Genomic DNA, 15,817 nt, shown 5'->3' with positions numbered 1-15,817 from the left:
GGCATGCGCGTCCCACCGGGGCCCGGTGTCCCCCAGGGGCTCGTGGTCCCGGAGGCGGAGCTCATGGAGCAGTTCAGCCGCTCCAGCGGCCCGGGCGGGCAAGGCGTCAACACGACGGACTCCCGCGTCCAGCTCTCGCTCGACCTCGCGACGACCACGGCGCTCACCGACCGGCAGCGCGAGCGAGTCCTGGAGCGTCTCGCCGGGCGCCTCGTCGGCACGGTCCTGACCGTCGATGCCTCCGAGTTCCGCTCCCAGAGACGCAACCGCAGCGCTGCCCGCGAGCGGGTCGCCTCCCTTCTGCGCGAAGCCCTCTCGCCCCCTCCCCCGCCACGCCGGCCCACCAAGCGCACCCGGGGGTCACAACGCCGCCGGCTCGAGGCCAAGTCGCAACGCGGTCAGGTCAAGCGCGGCCGGGCACGCCCCTCGGACGACGGATAGCACTCGCGAGAACCCCTGGCGACACTCCGCAGGACCCCTTCCAGTTGACAGGACCCACCATCCGTTGTGGTCTGGATCACGGGACCCACGGCGCCACATGGGTGGCGCCCCCGGGAGGAAGGTCCGCTCATGTCGGTCGACACAGCGAGCCCAGGGGGCTCACCCCGGGTCAACGAGGACTCGGAGCTCAAGCAGGGCGTCACCGGACGACTGCTCTACTTCTACGTCCTGGGCGATGTCCTGGGGTCCGGGATCTACGTCCTCATCGGGTTGGTGGCCGGAGCCGTCGGAGGCGCCTTCTGGGCGGCCTTCGCCGTCGGTGTCACGGTCGCGACGATCACCGGTCTGGCCTACGCCGAGCTCGTCACCAAGTACCCGCAGGCCGCTGGTGCGGCGCTCTACGTCAACAAGGCGTTCAAGAACAAGACGCTGACCTTCTTCATCACCTTCTGCATGCTTTCCGCGAGTTACGCCGCAGCCGGGTCGCTCGCCACGGGCTTCGCGCAGTACTTCGGTGAGGTGTGGGCAGCCGCCCCGGCTCTCGTCGTGGCCCTGGCCTTCATCATCGGCCTGGCGATCATCAACTTCGTCGGCATCACCGAGTCGGTCGTGGCCAACATGATCATGACCTTCATCGAGATCGCCGGCCTGATCATCGTGCTCATCATCGGCATCGTGGCCACCGTCCAGGGCAAGGTCGACTTCTCGCGCATCACCGAGTTCTCCACCGAGAGCAATCCTGCGCTCGGGCTGCTCGCGGGTGTCGCCCTGGCCTTCTTCGCGATGACCGGCTTCGAGAACGCCGCCAACGTGGCCGAGGAGACGCAGAACCCTCGCCGTGACTTCCCGCGTGCCCTCATCGGGGGCATGGCGACCGCCGGTGTCCTCTACGTCCTCATCGCGGTCACCGCCGCGATCACCGTCCCGATCGAGCAGCTGGCCCAGTCCGACGCCGCGCTCCTCGAGGTCGTCAAGGCGGGAGTCCTTCCCTTCTCCGTGGCCGTCCTGACGATCGTCTTCGCGATCATCGCCATGGTCGCCATCACCAACACCTGTCTTGTCTGCCTCGTGACCGAGTCGCGCATCCTGTACGGAATGGCCCGCGAGGACGTCGTCCCCGCTCCCTTCGCCAAGGTCAGCAGCCGTCGGGTGCCGTGGCTGGCCATCCTCTTCTCCGTGCTCGTGATCGCTGGTCTGCTGTTCTCGGGGGCCGACCTGGCCCAGCTGGCCAATGTCACGGTGGTCTTCACGCTGCTGATCTACGCGCTGGTCATCATCTCCGCGGTCAAGCTCGACAAGCTCGACCGCACCGAGGAGGCCTTCCGTGCTCCCCGGTTCCTGCTGGCCATCGGAGTTGTCGCCAACTTCCTCATCCTCGGTTACGTGATCTACGACGACCCCGGGTCGCTCGTCTACTGCGCCGCCCTGCTGGCCGTCGGCGTCGTCCTCTTCATCGCCGAACGCCTTCTCGGCGGTGGCCGTCCCACGACCAACCTGGAGAGCTGAGACATGCACGTACTCATCGCCACAGACGGTTCCCGACAGTCCCTGCGCGCGGCCCGTCACTTCAAGTCCTTCGCCGACCCGTCCAAGGTCACCGAGATCATCGTGCTCGCCGTGACCCGCCCGCTGGCCAGCGTCTCCTTCGTCGACGAGATCTCCGCCGACGCCAAGGCCCCCAAGCCGCTGCTCAGCAGCTCCTTCAAGGCTGAGGCCGAGTCCGCCGTCGCCGTCATCGCCGCGGAGTTCGACGACTGGTCGGACACCAAGGTCCGGACCCGGGTACGCAGCGGCACCCCGTCCGCCGAGATCAACCGGGCGGCCAAGATGTCGAACATCGAGCTGATCGTCCTCGCGAGCGGCAGCCGCGGTCTGACCGACACGGTCCTCATCGGGAGCACCGCGCAGCGCGTGCAGGCAACCGCCCCGTGCCCGGTCCTCGTCGTGCGTCCGGTACCCCGCGTCAAGCGCACCAAGAAGAAGCCCTGACATGCGTCTGGCCATCGCCGGTGGCACCGGGGTCGTGGGTCGACCCGTGGTCGCCGCCGCAGAGCGGCGCGGGCACGAGGTCGTCGTCCTCGCCCGGGCGAAGGGGGTGGACCTCACCTCCTCGTCCGGTCTGGCGCGCCATCTCGCCGGAGTCGACTCGGTCATCGATGTCACGTCCGTACTCACGATGTCGGGGTCGCGGTCGATCGAGTTCTTCGAGCGGGTGACGGACAACCTCCTGACCGTTGGCCGAGCGGCAGGTGTGCTCCACCACGTCGCCCTGTCGATCCTCGGCGCCCGTGAGATCGACTCCGGGTACTACGCCGGCAAGCGGGCCCAGGAGGTGGCGGTCCTCGCCGACCCGACAGGGACCATCGTGCGCGCTGCCCAGTTCCACGAGTTCGGCCTGCAGACCCTCGAGCGCACCCGCTTCGGTCCGCTCGCCCTGGTCCCGAGGATCCGCTCGCAGCCCGTCGCCACGAGCGAGGTCGCCGACCTGCTCGTCGACGTGGCCGAGGGGCGACCACTCGCAGATGGCCCGTCGATCGCCGGGCCCGACGTGCTCTCGGTCGCCGAGATGTCACGCCGGGTGCTGTCGGCGCAGGGTGAGCGCGTGCGCGTCGTCGAGTTCCCGATGCCCGGCGCCTTCGGTCGCGGGCTGCGAGGAGACCTCCTCCTCGCCCGGCCGGACAGCAGGATCGGGACGATCAGCTACGCACAGTGGTTGGAGACGCGGCGGGCCTGAGCAGGTCGTCGAGCGGTAGGTTCCGGACCATGGACGCAGACACCAGCACCTCCACCCGCATCGCCGTGCTCATCGACTGCGACAACGTCTCGGCCAAGCACACGGCCGCCGTCCTGGAGGAGCTGGCGAAGTACGGCACCCCGACGGTCAAGCGTGCCTACGGCGACTGGACGACCACCCAGCTGGGCGGCTGGAAGCCCGAGCTGCACCGCAACGCCATCCAGCCCGTGCAGCAGTTCGCCTACACGGTCGGCAAGAACTCCACCGACTCGGCGCTGATCATCGACGCGATGGACCTGCTGTGGCAGGGCAATGTCGAGGCCTTCGCCCTCGTCTCCTCTGACTCGGACTTCACCCGGCTGGCCACGCGGCTGCGAGAGTCGGGCAAGCGCGTCTACGGCCTGGGTCTGCGCAAGACGCCGGAGTCCCTGCGTCGCGCCGTCGACCAGTTCATCTTCCTCGAGCTGCTGCAGGAGCAGGCTCGTGACGAGGACGACGCCAAGGACGAAGGGGGTCGCCCCGGTGAGCCCACCGACTCCCCCGAGACGACGATCAACCTGCAGTCCGCCCTGACCAAGGCGATCAACGCCACCTCCGGAGACGATGGCTGGAGCGCACTCGGCACCGTCGGCCAGCACCTGAGTCGGGCCCAGGCAGACTTCGACCCGAGGGCCTTCGGTCACCAGAAGCTGTCCACTCTCCTCGAGGAGCAGCCCTATCTGGAGACCCGCGCGGAGGGCTCGCAGCGTCAGGTGCGGCTGCGGACCAAGGCTCGCAAGAGCCCTGCCAAGGCAGCCTCCTCCCCCACCGTCAAGGCCACGAAGACGGCCAAGAAGGCGGCCAGCACCAAGAAGGCGACGAACGACACACGAGGCAGCTGACCCCCTTCGTCATCACGAGGGAGGAGTGGCCCTGTGCACACGGCCATGTACTCGGGGACCGCACGGGCCTAAGATGTCCCCGGTCTGCTTCCAGGAGAAAATTGATGCTTCGTGGTACCCGCCGTCCCAACGGCACCGTTCGGGCTGTGCTCGCCCTCTGTCTCGTCGGCGGAGTCGCTCTGGCACCCTCTGCCACCGCGGAGCCCACCGACCCTCCGGCCTCGGCCACCACACAGCCGACAGACCAGACCCCCACGGGTGACCCGACGCAGGACAGCCCCAGCCTGGCGTGGACGCCCGACGGCACCTCACCCGTCGGCGACACGAGCGACACCCCCCTCAGCGGTACGGACCTCGACTCCCAGGTCGCCGAGGCCGACCGACTGACCGCAGACCTCGTCAAGGACAACAAGGACATCGCCGCCGCGGTGAAGTCGCTGAAGTCCTACTCCAAGAAGGCCAACAAGCTCCTTCAGAAGAAGGCGACCGCGCGCGACGAGTACAACACCGCCAAGACCGAGGCGGACGACGCGCAGAAGGCGCTCGACACCTACAAGAGCCGTCTGTCCGAAGGACGGCAGGACCTGCGCAGCTGGGCCTTCAACACCTACACCCAGGGCGGGTACTCCGACACGGTCACGATGCTCGGGACCATCACCAGCGGTTCGCAGACCTCGGGCAACTCCGCCGGTGACCTGTCCTACCTCACCGACGCGCGCATCCGCACCGTCGACGTCGTGCGGCAGGACACCGTCACCCAGGCCTCGCTGACCAAGAAGAAGAACTCGGCCCTCGCCAAGGCGAAGAAGGCCAAGAAGCGGGCGGACAGCGCGAAGGCGAAGGCGGACACAGTCCTCAAGGACCGCAAGACCGCGCTGGAGGACCTGCGTCGCAAGCACTCTGAGGAGCTGGCCAAGGCCGGGCCGGTGATCAACGCGCTCATCGGTCTTCCGGACGACAAGGCCCAGGGGGCCGGCGATCGCCTGACCAAGGCGCTGAAGGACCTCGGTCAGGACGTCACCCAGTTCGAGGACGCCAAGCCGTGCTCCACCGAGACCGGGACCTACCCCAACGGTCAGATCCCGCCCGGAAGCCTGTGCCCACTCCTGGGTGCCCCCGGCGAGTCACTTCGGCCCGGGGCCGCGGCCGCCTTCAACTCGATGAGCAAGGCCTACCAGCGCGACACCGGCAACCTGCTGTGCGTGACCGACAGCTATCGCTCCTACGCCGAGCAGGTCGTCACCAAGCAGAACAGAGGTGGCTGGGCGGCAGCGCCGGGGTCGAGCACCCACGGCCTGGGCAAGGCGCTCGACCTGTGCGGTGGCGTCAACAACTTCGGTCACCCGGCACACGCGTGGATGCAGCAGAACGCACCCCTGTACGGCTGGTTCCACCCCTCGTGGGCGGCGGCCGGTGGATCCCTCCCCGAGCCGTGGCACTGGGAGTACTCGGGCTGAGTCGGGCGTCCTCGGGCCGGGTCAGCCAGCCTGACTGCCCACCTGCTCCTGCGGAGTCTTGACGGGGATGAGGACGACCAGCCCTGCGACGAGGACGAGGGCGATCCCGAGGATCCCCCAGTACTGGGTGTTGGCGTCGTCGGTCACCAGCGAACCGATCCAGATGAAGAGCCCGAAGGCTGCGGGTGCCAGGAAGGAGACGACCCGGCCGGTGGTCGCGTAGAGCCCGAAGATCTCGCCGCCCTGCCCCTCCGGGATGACCCGGGCGAGGAAGCTGCGCGACGACGCCTGGGCCGGACCGACGAAGGCGGTCATCGCCAGTCCCAGGGTCCAGAAGACCGTCTTGCCGCCGTCGTGGAGGACGAAGATCCCCAGTCCGAGCACGGTCAGGGCGACGAGCGAGATGAGGATGACCCGCTTGGGCCCCAGCACGTCGTCGAGGAGGCCGAAGACCATCGTCGCGATGCCGGCCACGATGTTGGCGACGGCACCGAAGATGATGACCTCGCCGGCCGACAGGCCGAAGGTGCCGGCAGCCAGGATCGCGCCGAAGGCGAAGACGCCCGCCAGCCCGTCGCGGAAGAGTGCCGAGGCACCGAGGAAGTAGACGGTGTGACGCGACTGGCCCCACAGGCGACGCAGCGAGTCCCACACGAGCTTGTAGGAGTCGACGACGCCGATCCGCGCCACCTTGTCCTTGGGGGTGTCCTTGAGGACGAAGAAGGCCGGCAGGGTGAACAACAGGATCCACACCCCGCACACGATCATCGACACGCGAATGTCGAGACCCTCGGCTCCGGTGACTCCGAAGAGGCCCACCTCGGGCTGGATGAAGGTGAAGTAGATGAGCAGCAGCACGAGGATGCCGCCGAGGTAGCCCATGCCCCAGCCGAAACCGGAGACACGGCCCACGTTGCGGGGTGAGGCGACCTGCTCGATCGAAGCGTTGTAGTTGACGCTGGCGATCTCGGAGATGATCGAGCCGGCGCCGAGCAGCACGAGGCCCAGGACGAGGAAGGCCGGCTCTGGCTTGATGAAGAAGAGCCCGGCGGAGAGCACAGCCAGGATCCATGTCTGGATGCGCAGGTTGCGCACACCGCGACCCGAGCGGTCCGAGTTCTGCCCCAGCACCGGCGCCAGCAGCGCCACGAGGAGCCCGGAGATCGCGGTCGAGATCGCCAGTGCCGTCGAGGTCGTGTTGGTGGAGCCGAAGCTCTCGCTCGTCAGGTAGACGGCGAAGACGAAGGTGGTGATGACCGTGTTGAAGGGCTGCGCGCCCCAGTCCCACATGGCCCAGCCGATGATCCGACCCAAGCCTCCTGGGGCTTCGGCACGCAGGGCGGTGGTCGGCTCCGCAGGCCTCGTCGCGTCGGTCACGAGGTGAGGCTATCGCCCCGCACATGGCTCGAGGTGCGCGACACGGCCTCGACGCGCTATCCTGTGGGGTCGCCCCAGTCGTTGACCCGTGAGGATCGCGGTTCGAGCCGCTCACGCGGAGGTCTGCCGGGGCCGCTGCACCGCAACGATGCGAGCAGCAGGAACATCCAACGCACCTACGGCGTTATGGCACATGAGACGTTTTGCGCGCGCAGGGGCGCAGACATCGCGAGAAACCAGGAGATACGCAACATGGCAGAGCGCACGCTGCGCGGGACGCGCATGGTCAGTTTCAGCATGGAGACGACGGACAACGTCGTGCCCAGCGACCGTCAGATCACGGGCTATGCCTGTGAGGACGGCCACAAGACCGAGCTGCCCTTCTCCGTCGAGGCAGACATCCCCAGCACCTGGGAGTGCCGTTGCGGCAAGCTCGGCAAGCTCATCGACGGCCCGGAGCCGGAGCTCAAGCCGGTCAAGCACGTCCGTACCCACTGGGACATGCTGCTCGAGCGTCGCTCCATCCCCGAGCTCGAGGAGCTCCTCGAGGAGCGGCTTGCGCTCCTGCGGGCCAAGCGCGGCGAGAAGCCGAAGGCGCGCAAGCGCAGCGCCTGAGACACGGCCGACGCACGAAGGGGGCGCCCCCACCGATCACCGGTGGGGGCGCCCCCTTCGTCATGTGGTTGCTGCCTGAGGGCCTTGCCCCGCTGCCTGAGGAACTTGCGCAGGGCCCTACCCCGCTGCCTGAGGAACTTGCGCAGGGCCCTACCCCGCTGCCTGAGGAACTTGCGCAGCAAGCGTCTCGAAGGCCGCCTCACTCGTCGACGATCTCTCCCTCGACGACCTCTCCGTCGCGGTTGTCGTCCCCACGGTCGCGGGTGCGACGTACGCGCGCCTCCCCCGGCGCCACGGACATGCCGGCGGCGAGCAGCCGCCGGGCCACGAGCGTCTCGAGGCCGATCCGCGCCACCGGCCGGGTGAAGGGCAGCACGAAGACGAGGCCGACGACGGCCGAGACGAAGCCGGGCAGGGTGAGCAGCACACCGCCGACGAAGACGACCACGGCGTCCGCGATCTCCCGGCTGGGCATCTGACCGCTGCGCAGCGCGGTGCGCAGCGCTTGCCAGGTCCGTCGGCCTTCGCGCCGCAGGAGCCACGCGCCGAGCGCGGACAGCGCGATGATGAGCAGCAGCGTCGGCCAGAAGCCGATCCAGCGGCCGACCGCGATGAGGACGGCCACCTCGAGGACCACCCAGAGCACCAGGGCGAGGGGCAGCAGCGCCAGCCTGCGGCGGCGCCGTCGTGGGGCAGGTCCGTGGATCACAGGCGGTGCCAGGTCGGCTCTCGGTCGAGCAGTCCGCGCACCTGTCGCCTGCGGTGGGTCAGGCCCCATCGCGTGATGCGAGCCATCGACTCACGCACGACGTCGCCGTCCATCTTGGAGACGCCGATCTCTCGCTCGATGAAGGTGATCGGCACCTCGACGACCGTGAGACCGGCGCGCACGGTCCGCACGGTCAGGTCGGTCTGGAAGACATAGCCCGCGCTCTCGACCTGGTCGAGCCCGATGATGCGCAGGGTCTCGGCGCGGTAGACGCGGTAGCCGGCGGTCGCGTCGTTGACCGGCATCCCGAGGATGACCTTGATGTAGAGGTTGCCCGCCATGCTGATCGCCTTGCGGTCGATCGGCCAGTTGACGATCTTGCCGCCGCGCACGTAGCGCGACCCGATGACCAGGTCGGCGTCTGCGGCGACCTCGAGCATCGTGGGCAGGTGCTCGGGGCGGTGCGACCCATCGGCATCCATCTCGACGACGGCGTCGTACCCGCGCTCGAGGGCCCAGGCGAAGCCGGCGAGGTATGCGGCGCCGAGTCCCTCCTTGCCCTCGCGGTGCATGACCTTGACGTGGTCGTCAGCGGCGGCGAGCTCGTCCGCGATGTCACCGGTGCCGTCGGGCGAGTTGTCGTCGAGCACCACGACGTCGGCGGTGGGCACCGAGGCACGTACCCGCTCGACGACCAGCGGCAGGTTCTCGCGCTCGTTGTAGGTGGGGATGAGCACGGCGACCCGCTCGATCGGCGGTCGCGGCTGGGTGGAGTCAGGCACCGGTGGAGGCTTCCTCGCTCTGGACGGGGGGACGACGGTCGTCGGTCGACCGGTTGTCGAGACTACCCGGCCGGGCCCGACGCAGCCGCCACGCCACGGCGATCAGCAGCAGGAGCGCGCTGCCCCACTCGACCCACGGTCCGAGGCGGTCCGAGAGGGTCAGGCCGCTGCGCAGCACGACGTCGTCGACTGGTTGGGCAGCGGTGAAGAGCTCGGTGGTCGGGGTGCTCGTCCCGTCGGGGTTGACGAAGCCGGAGACCCCGACCGTCGACACGTGCGCGACGCTGCGCCCGTGCTCGATGGCCCGGATGCGCGAGATGGCGTACTGCTGCGTCGACTCGGCGGAGTAGCCGAAGGTCGCGTTGTTGGTCTGCACGACGAGGAGGCTGGGCTCCCCCTTCGCCTCTGCGTCCCGGACCGCCGAGCGCATCAGTCCGTCGTACGCCACCTCGAAGCAGATGGTCGGCACCGCGGTGAAGCTGCCGTCGCGGCCCTCCACCCGGAAGGCGGCATTGCGGTCGCCCTTGGCGAAACCGACCCGCACCAGGTCGACCTTGGAGCTGAAGAGCCGGTAGAAGTCGCGGTGGGGGATGTACTCGGCGAAGGGGACGGGGTGCTGCTTGACGTAGCGCTGCGGCGCTCCCCCACCGGGCTGGTAGAAGAGCGAGGCATTGGAGACGGCCGGAGCCGGCTCGTCGAGGATGGCACCGACGATGATGGGAGTGTCGACCGCGTCCAGGGCACGCTGCACCTGTGCCTTGGCATCAGGGTTGCGCAGCGGGTCGATGTCGGAGGAGTTCTCCGGCCAGATGACCAGGTCGAGGTCGTGGTGGCGCTCGGCCAGCGCCTCCGTGCCGGCCACGTGGTTGTCGAGGACCTTGCGGCGCTCGGCGTTGAAGTTCAGCCCCGGTCGCGGCACGTTGCCCTGCACGAGGCCGACCTTGGCCGTGGACTCACCGCTGGTCGGCACGGGCACGGCGAAGGCACCCAGACCCGCCACGAGGGCCACCACCATGGCGACGACGGGAAGACGTCGGGTCACCACGAGCAGCACGAGCGGTACGGCGATCAGGGCCACGACGAAGGTGATGAGCGGCGCTCCCCCGATCGCGGCCCATCGGGCGAAGGGGGTGTCCGCCTGGGAGAAGGCGATCCGCGCCCACGGGAAGCCCCCGTAGGGCAGGCTCCCCCGGGTCCACTCCTGCAGCACCCACAGCACGGGGACGAGCAGTGCGGCCGGCAGCAACCGGCCAGCTCGCAGGAGGGGACGCTGGACCGCCGCCAGCACGGCGCCCATCGCGGCGACGTAGAGACCCTCGGTGATGGCCAGGGCGAACCACGGGAACTTGCCGACGAAGATGCCCGACCAGCTGAGGGTCGGCAGGAAGCAGGCAACGCCCGCGACCAGTCCGAGCAGGGCGCCCGTGCGCGGCGACACGTCCCACATCGAGATGCCCACGAGGGCGACGCCGACGATCGCGAGGTACGCGAGGTCGTGGTCGGGGAAGGACAGCCACAGGCACAGGCCACCGGCCAGAGCCAGCAGCAGCCGTGCGGGCAGCCGCTCGATCACTCCCACGAGGTGCTGAGCACGACGGTGGTGCGGGTCGAGACCCCGCCGCGGTTGCGGACCCGGCCCAGCAGCTCCTCGAGGGCCTGGGGGGTGCTCACCCGCACGCGGAGCAGGTAGTTGGCGTCACCGGCGACGGAGTAGCAGGCGTCGATCTCCTCGATGCCCTGCAGGCGGTCCGGCACGTCGTCGGGTGCGCTGGGATCGAGCGGCGCGACCGAGATGAAGGCAGTCAGGGGGGTGCCCATCGAGGCGGGATCCACGACCGCGGTGTAGCTCGTGATCGCTCCGCGCTCCTCCAGGCGCCGCACCCGCTGGTGCACGGCAGAGGTGGACAGCCCGATCGCCTTGCCCAGGTCGGTGTAGCTCATCCGCCCGTCGGCGCGCAGGAGGTCGATGATGCGTCGATCTGCCGCTTCCATGGGTGAACCATAGGCGAGGGACCCGTAAGGTCGGGCCCATGTCCGACTCGGCGCGTGACCGCCTGCTCCTGCTCGACTCCGCCTCGCTGTACTTCCGTGCCTTCTACGGGGTGCCCTCGCGGGCGCCGGTGCCCTCCGGTCTTCCGACCAATGCCGTTGCCGGCTTCCTCGACATGCTCGCCACACTGATCACGCGATACCGGCCCACGCACGTCGTGGCCTGCTGGGACGACGACTGGCGGCCGCAGTGGCGCGTCGACGCCATCCCCACCTACAAGGCCCACCGGGTCGCCGAGGACACCGCCGACGGCGAGGAGGTCCCCGACGAGCTGTCGCCGCAGGTCCCGCTCATCATCGCCGCGCTCGAGGCCATCGGTGTCGCCCGCGTCGGAGCCGCCCACTACGAGGCCGACGACGTCATCGGCACCTACGCGATGCGCTACCGCGATGTGATGCCGGTCGACATCGTCACCGGCGACCGTGACCTCTTCCAGCTCGTCGACGACGCCTCGTCCACCCGGGTGCTCTACACCGCCCGCGGTGGGGTACGCGATCCCGACGTCGTCACGCAGGCCTTCCTCGAGGACAAGTACGGGGTGACGACGGGCGATGCCTACGCCGACATGGCGGCGCTGCGCGGCGACACCAGCGACGGGCTACCTGGCGTCAAGGGGATCGGCGACAAGACGGCCGCGACCCTCATCCGGGACTTCGGCTCCCTGGCCGGTGTGCGTGCGGCCCTCGCGGCCGGTGACCCGACGATCAAGGGTGCGCGACGACTGCGCCTCGAGGAGGCCAGCGACTACCTCGACGTCGCTCCGCTCGTCGTGGGCGTCGCGCACGACGTCCCGGTCGGAGACGGCGACATCCGACTCCCTTCGGACATCGTCGACCCGGCCGCGATGAGCCGGCTGGCCGTGGAGCACGGACTGACCTCCGCCTTCGACCGCGTCGCCACCGCCCTCCACTCGCTCCCCTCCTGACCTTGCATTGCCCTATGGCAATGCGTGTCCTTCCTACCGTTCGTCTGCATTGCCATAGGGCAATGCAGGGTCAGTCCAGCCGGTCGGCGGCGACGACCCCGCGCATCACCTTGTCGACGGCCGTGCGGGCCACCCCGCGCAGGTGCGGCTCGGGGGCCGCGTCGCCGACCTGGTCGAGCAGGTCGACGACCTGCTTGCAGCGGCGCACGAAGTCGCCGGCGGTGAGGTCCGACCCGGACAGCACCTCGTCCAGGCGCCGGCCGCTGGCCCACCGGTGGACCGCCCAGGCCAGTCCCCCGTCGGGCTCACCGGTCTGCTTCAGGGCGTGCACGCCCTCCAGGTCCTCCAGCTCGCTCCAGCGCCGCACCATGTCCAGCCAGGCGTCGGAGACCCCTTCGGTGGGCATCCGGGGGAAGGCCTCGTGCTCATCACGCCGCGGCTCGTGGACGAGCATCGACACGACGGCCGCCAGCTCGGCCGGGTCGAGCCGCTTCCAGGCTCCTCCGCGCAGGCACTCGGCCGCGAGCAGGTCCTTCTCCGTGTAGAGGCGGCGCAGCCGACCCCCGAGCTCGGTGACGCTCTCGCCGTCCTCGCCGAGATAGCCCATCTGGACGAGGACGGTGCAGATCCGGTCGAAGGTCTGGGCCACCGAGTTGGTCCGCATCTCCACCTTGCGCTGCAGGGCTGAGTTGTCCCGCTTGAGCTTCCACCAGCGAGCTGCCCACCGCGCGTGGTCCTCCCGCTCCGGGCACTGGTGGCAGGGGTGCGACTTCAGCTCCCGCCGCAGCTGCTCGAGGCGCTCGTCATCCCCCTTCGCGCTCTCCTTGGCGTGCCGCCGCACGCTGGGGGCGTCCTCGTGGGGCGCCTTGATCCTCAAGGTCGCGGCGAGGTCGGAGCGCTGCTTGACCGACTTGGGGTTGAAGCCCTTGGGCACCGCCAACCGGCCGAAGGGTGTGAGTGGACCATCGAGGTCCGTGACCGTCAGGCGGCGGACCTGCTTGTCCTCGGTGAGGACCGTGGGAGCAGACTGCTCGCCCTTGTAGGAGCGCGGCGGCGCGATGACGAGAGCGACTCCGGCACGTCGACCACCCAGGCGCACGATGTCACCGACGCGCAGCGACTCGAGCGACATGGCGATCTCGGCGCGACGGTTGGAATTGCGCTTGCGAGAGCCCTCTTTTTCCAGATCAGTGATCCGGCGGCGCAGGGCCGCGTACTCGCGGAAGTCGCCGACGTGGCAGTGCATGGCGTCCGCGTAGGCCTGCAGGGACTCCTGCTGGTCGCGCACCTGGGTCGCGATGCCCACGACGGACCGGTCGGCCTGGAACTGGGCGAAGGAGGTCTCCAGCACCTCCTTGGCCGTCTGCCGACCCACCTGGGCGACGAGGTTGACGGCCATGTTGTAGGTCGGCTTGAAGCTGGAGCGAAGGGGGTAGGTCCGCGTCTGCGCAAGACCGGCCACCGCCATCGGGTCCATCCCTCGCGACCACACGACCAGGGCGTGCCCCTCGACGTCGATGCCGCGGCGGCCGGCGCGGCCGGTGAGCTGGGTGTACTCCGCCGGCGTGATCTCGACGTGGGACTCACCGTTGAACTTCACCAGCTTCTCGAGCACCACGGTGCGGGCGGGCATGTTGATGCCCAGGGCGAGCGTCTCGGTCGCGAAGACCGCCCGGATGCGTCCGGCGGTGAAGAGCTCCTCGACGACCTCGCGGAAGAGCGGGAGCATCCCGGCGTGATGGGCAGCGAAACCGCGCGAGATGCCCTCGACGAACTGGTGGTAGCCCAGGACGTCCAGGTCCTCGCCCTCGAGGGACGCGGTGCGCTCCTCCACGGTGCGCCGGTTGCGTTCGCCGTCGCGCTCGGAGACCAGCCGCATGTCGTTGCCCAGGAGCTGGCCCACGGCACCGTCGCAGCCAGCACGGCTGAAGATGAAGGTGATCGCCGGCAGCAGCCCGTCGCGATCGAGCTCACGAATGACCTCTGTGCGCGACGCGGCGCCGCCGAAGCGGCCCCCTCCTCCGCGCGGGCCCGGAGCGTTGTGCCCGCCGCGGCCTCGCGAGTCCCTGTCGCCGCGACCGCTGTGGCGGTCGCGCCCTCCACGGCCGCCCCGCCCCGCGTGCCCGCCTCGACCCGAGGGTCCGCCACGGCCCCCGTGCGAGGGTCCGTCGCCGCCACCGGAGCGCACCCGATCGCGAATGGCATCGAGCAGCTCGGGGTTGACCTTGGCCGGTGACCCATCGGCTGCACCCAGCTCGTCGACGAAGAGGTCGTGCACGTCGCGTCCCACCTGCATGTGCTGCCACAGCGGCACCGGGCGCACCTCGGAGACGATGACCTCGGTGCCACCGCGGACCTCCGCGAGCCAGTCCCCGAACTCCTCGGCATTGCTGACCGTCGCGGACAGCGAGATCACCTGCACCGACCTGGGCAGGTGGATGATCACCTCTTCCCAGACGGCCCCACGGAAGCGGTCGGCGAGATAGTGGACCTCGTCCATGACGACGAAGGCGAGCGTGTCGAGCGTCGTCGACCCCGCATAGATCATGTTGCGCAGGACCTCGGTCGTCATGACGACGACCGGCGCCTCGCCGTTGACCGAGGTGTCGCCGGTCAGCAGGCCGACGTTGTCGTGACCGTACCGAGCGGCGAGCTCGTGGTACTTCTGGTTGCTCAGCGCCTTGATCGGCGTCGTGTAGAAGGCCTTCTGCCCGCGGACGAGGGCAAGGTGAACGGCGAACTCACCGACGATCGTCTTGCCCGCCCCGGTCGGAGCCGCCACGAGGACCCCGTGACCCGCCTCGACTGCCTCGCAGCCCTCGATCTGGAAGGGATCGAGCTCGAAGCCGACGGATGTGGCGAAGGTGGTCAGCTCCGCACCGCTGCGTCGGCGGGAGGCAGCGTATCGGTCAGCCGGAGAGGACATGCCCCCACGCTATGCCAGCGAGAGCGCGCCCTCGTGCAGCGACTAGGTGAGCGGCGAGGCCTCGTCGTCGGACAGGTCCGACCAGTCGGGCTCCGCGCCCGACTCGACGCGGCGCCTGTCGATGACGAGGCAGATCGCCAACGCGATGAAGTAGAGCGCACACAGCGGGCCGGCCAGCAGGAACATCGTGAAGGGGTCCGGTGTGGGTGTGATGACCGCGGAGGCGATGAAGATCAGCAGGATCGCCATCCGCCAGGACTTCTTGAGCGTCTTGCCCGAGAGGATCCCGAGGGCGTTCAGGCCGACGAGGAAGACCGGCAGGAGCCAGGCCAGGCCGAAGGCCAGGATGAAGCGGGTGATGAAGGTGAAGTAGTCGCTCGCCTGCTGGATGTTGCTCGACTTGTCGTCGTCGGGGGTGAAGCCGAAGAGGATGAGCAGCGCCTTGGGCAGGGTCTGGTAGGCGAAGAAGCACCCGGCGAGGAAGAGCGGCAGAGCCGTGCCGAAGACGCCCAGCGACATCCGCTTCTCGCGCTTGGTCAGGCCCGGCAGGATGAAGGCCCAGATCTGCCACAGCCAGATCGGGCTGGAGATGATCACGCCGGTGAAGATCGACAGGCCGAGCTGCGTGGTGAAGGCCGAGGTCGCGTTGCCGAAGTTCAGCGTGACGACACTGTTCGGGTTGGTGGCCTTGTACTCGTCGAAGGGGTAGGTCAGCTGGTCGTACACCCCGGCATAGCTCCACGACCCGATGTGCACCGGGTTGTAGACGATCCACCCGATGATCGCGCCGACCACGATCGCCAGAGCGGCCTTGATCAACCGGTTGCGGAACTCGAGCAGGTGCGCCTTGAGCGGCATCCGCCCTTCGGGGTCCCGGAGGGTGCGCTCTCGTCTGGTCATGCGTGCGACGGCGAAGGGAG

15 protein-coding genes are annotated in these 15,817 nt (G+C 69.1%); 8 read left to right on the top strand and 7 right to left on the bottom strand.

Annotation, left to right across the window (positions count from 1 at the left end; translation table 11 throughout):
- Nucleotides 1-3: 3 nt before the first annotated feature.
- The 6 genes from arfB (at nucleotide 4) to ASG73_RS11695 (ending at nucleotide 5,513) form a co-directional block, all read left to right on the top strand.
- Nucleotides 4-441 (top strand): alternative ribosome rescue aminoacyl-tRNA hydrolase ArfB, encoded by a 438-nt coding sequence (gene arfB, locus ASG73_RS11720; protein ID WP_055996027.1) that lies wholly within the window; start codon nucleotides 4-6, stop codon nucleotides 439-441.
- A 129-nt stretch (nucleotides 442-570) separates the two neighbouring features.
- Complete coding sequence (locus ASG73_RS11715) at nucleotides 571-1,947, top strand: APC family permease (protein ID WP_055995190.1); 1,377 nt, start codon at nucleotides 571-573, stop codon at nucleotides 1,945-1,947.
- 3 nt (nucleotides 1,948-1,950) lie between these two features.
- Nucleotides 1,951-2,430 (top strand): universal stress protein, encoded by a 480-nt coding sequence (locus ASG73_RS11710; RefSeq protein WP_055995187.1) that lies wholly within the window; start codon nucleotides 1,951-1,953, stop codon nucleotides 2,428-2,430.
- Nucleotide 2,431: 1 nt separating this feature from the next.
- Nucleotides 2,432-3,175: an SDR family oxidoreductase gene (locus ASG73_RS11705; protein ID WP_055995184.1), complete on the top strand. Its 744-nt coding sequence runs from the start codon at nucleotides 2,432-2,434 to the stop codon at nucleotides 3,173-3,175.
- A gap of 29 nt (nucleotides 3,176-3,204) precedes the next feature.
- Nucleotides 3,205-4,056 carry an NYN domain-containing protein gene (locus tag ASG73_RS11700; protein ID WP_055995181.1) on the top strand — a complete coding sequence of 284 codons (852 nt, stop codon included), beginning with the start codon at nucleotides 3,205-3,207 and terminating at the stop codon, nucleotides 4,054-4,056.
- Between the two features lie 146 nt (nucleotides 4,057-4,202).
- Nucleotides 4,203-5,513 carry a M15 family metallopeptidase gene (locus ASG73_RS11695; RefSeq protein WP_162253982.1) on the top strand — a complete coding sequence of 437 codons (1,311 nt, stop codon included), beginning with the start codon at nucleotides 4,203-4,205 and terminating at the stop codon, nucleotides 5,511-5,513.
- A gap of 21 nt (nucleotides 5,514-5,534) precedes the next feature.
- Here ASG73_RS11695 and ASG73_RS11690 read toward each other — a convergent pair whose 3' ends face one another.
- On the bottom strand, nucleotides 5,535-6,890 hold the full coding sequence (locus ASG73_RS11690) for an MFS transporter (RefSeq protein ID WP_082567199.1): 1,356 nt from the start codon (nucleotides 6,888-6,890) through the stop codon (nucleotides 5,535-5,537).
- Nucleotides 6,891-7,142: 252 nt separating this feature from the next.
- Here ASG73_RS11690 and ASG73_RS11685 point away from each other — a divergent pair, with 252 nt between their 5' ends.
- On the top strand, nucleotides 7,143-7,505 hold the full coding sequence (locus ASG73_RS11685) for an RNA polymerase-binding protein RbpA (RefSeq protein ID WP_055995175.1): 363 nt from the start codon (nucleotides 7,143-7,145) through the stop codon (nucleotides 7,503-7,505).
- A 199-nt stretch (nucleotides 7,506-7,704) separates the two neighbouring features.
- Here the strand turns inward: ASG73_RS11685 and ASG73_RS11680 are convergent, their stop codons facing one another.
- From ASG73_RS11680 to ASG73_RS11665, 4 genes are read right to left on the bottom strand one after another with little or no spacing between them, the layout of a single operon-like run.
- Nucleotides 7,705-8,214, bottom strand: a complete 510-nt coding sequence (locus ASG73_RS11680) for an FxsA family protein (protein ID WP_055995172.1) — start codon at nucleotides 8,212-8,214, stop codon at nucleotides 7,705-7,707.
- Nucleotides 8,211-8,996 (bottom strand): polyprenol monophosphomannose synthase, encoded by a 786-nt coding sequence (locus tag ASG73_RS11675; RefSeq protein WP_055995169.1) that lies wholly within the window; start codon nucleotides 8,994-8,996, stop codon nucleotides 8,211-8,213. The genes ASG73_RS11680 and ASG73_RS11675 overlap by 4 nt, the downstream gene beginning before the upstream one ends.
- Nucleotides 8,989-10,575 carry an apolipoprotein N-acyltransferase gene (lnt, locus tag ASG73_RS11670; protein WP_055995166.1) on the bottom strand — a complete coding sequence of 529 codons (1,587 nt, stop codon included), beginning with the start codon at nucleotides 10,573-10,575 and terminating at the stop codon, nucleotides 8,989-8,991. Before lnt ends, ASG73_RS11675 begins: the two co-directional genes overlap by 8 nt.
- On the bottom strand, nucleotides 10,566-10,988 hold the full coding sequence (locus ASG73_RS11665) for an Lrp/AsnC family transcriptional regulator (RefSeq protein WP_055995163.1): 423 nt from the start codon (nucleotides 10,986-10,988) through the stop codon (nucleotides 10,566-10,568). Before ASG73_RS11665 ends, lnt begins: the two co-directional genes overlap by 10 nt.
- 38 nt (nucleotides 10,989-11,026) lie before the next feature.
- Between ASG73_RS11665 and ASG73_RS11660 the strand changes: the two genes are divergently transcribed.
- Nucleotides 11,027-11,971 (top strand): 5'-3' exonuclease, encoded by a 945-nt coding sequence (locus tag ASG73_RS11660; protein WP_055995160.1) that lies wholly within the window; start codon nucleotides 11,027-11,029, stop codon nucleotides 11,969-11,971.
- A gap of 70 nt (nucleotides 11,972-12,041) precedes the next feature.
- Here the strand turns inward: ASG73_RS11660 and ASG73_RS11655 are convergent, their stop codons facing one another.
- Both ASG73_RS11655 and tatC read right to left on the bottom strand, forming a co-directional pair.
- On the bottom strand, nucleotides 12,042-14,897 hold the full coding sequence (locus tag ASG73_RS11655) for a DEAD/DEAH box helicase (RefSeq protein ID WP_055995158.1): 2,856 nt from the start codon (nucleotides 14,895-14,897) through the stop codon (nucleotides 12,042-12,044).
- Nucleotides 14,898-14,939: 42 nt separating this feature from the next.
- Entirely contained in the window at nucleotides 14,940-15,797 is an 858-nt protein-coding gene (tatC, locus tag ASG73_RS11650) for a twin-arginine translocase subunit TatC (RefSeq protein ID WP_235499441.1), read from the bottom strand.
- Nucleotides 15,798-15,817 lie beyond the last annotated feature (20 nt).

Source organism: Janibacter sp. Soil728, from assembly GCF_001428305.1.
Classification (GTDB): domain Bacteria; phylum Actinomycetota; class Actinomycetes; order Actinomycetales; family Dermatophilaceae; genus Janibacter.
This window is presented reverse-complemented; position numbering and strand designations above follow the sequence as displayed.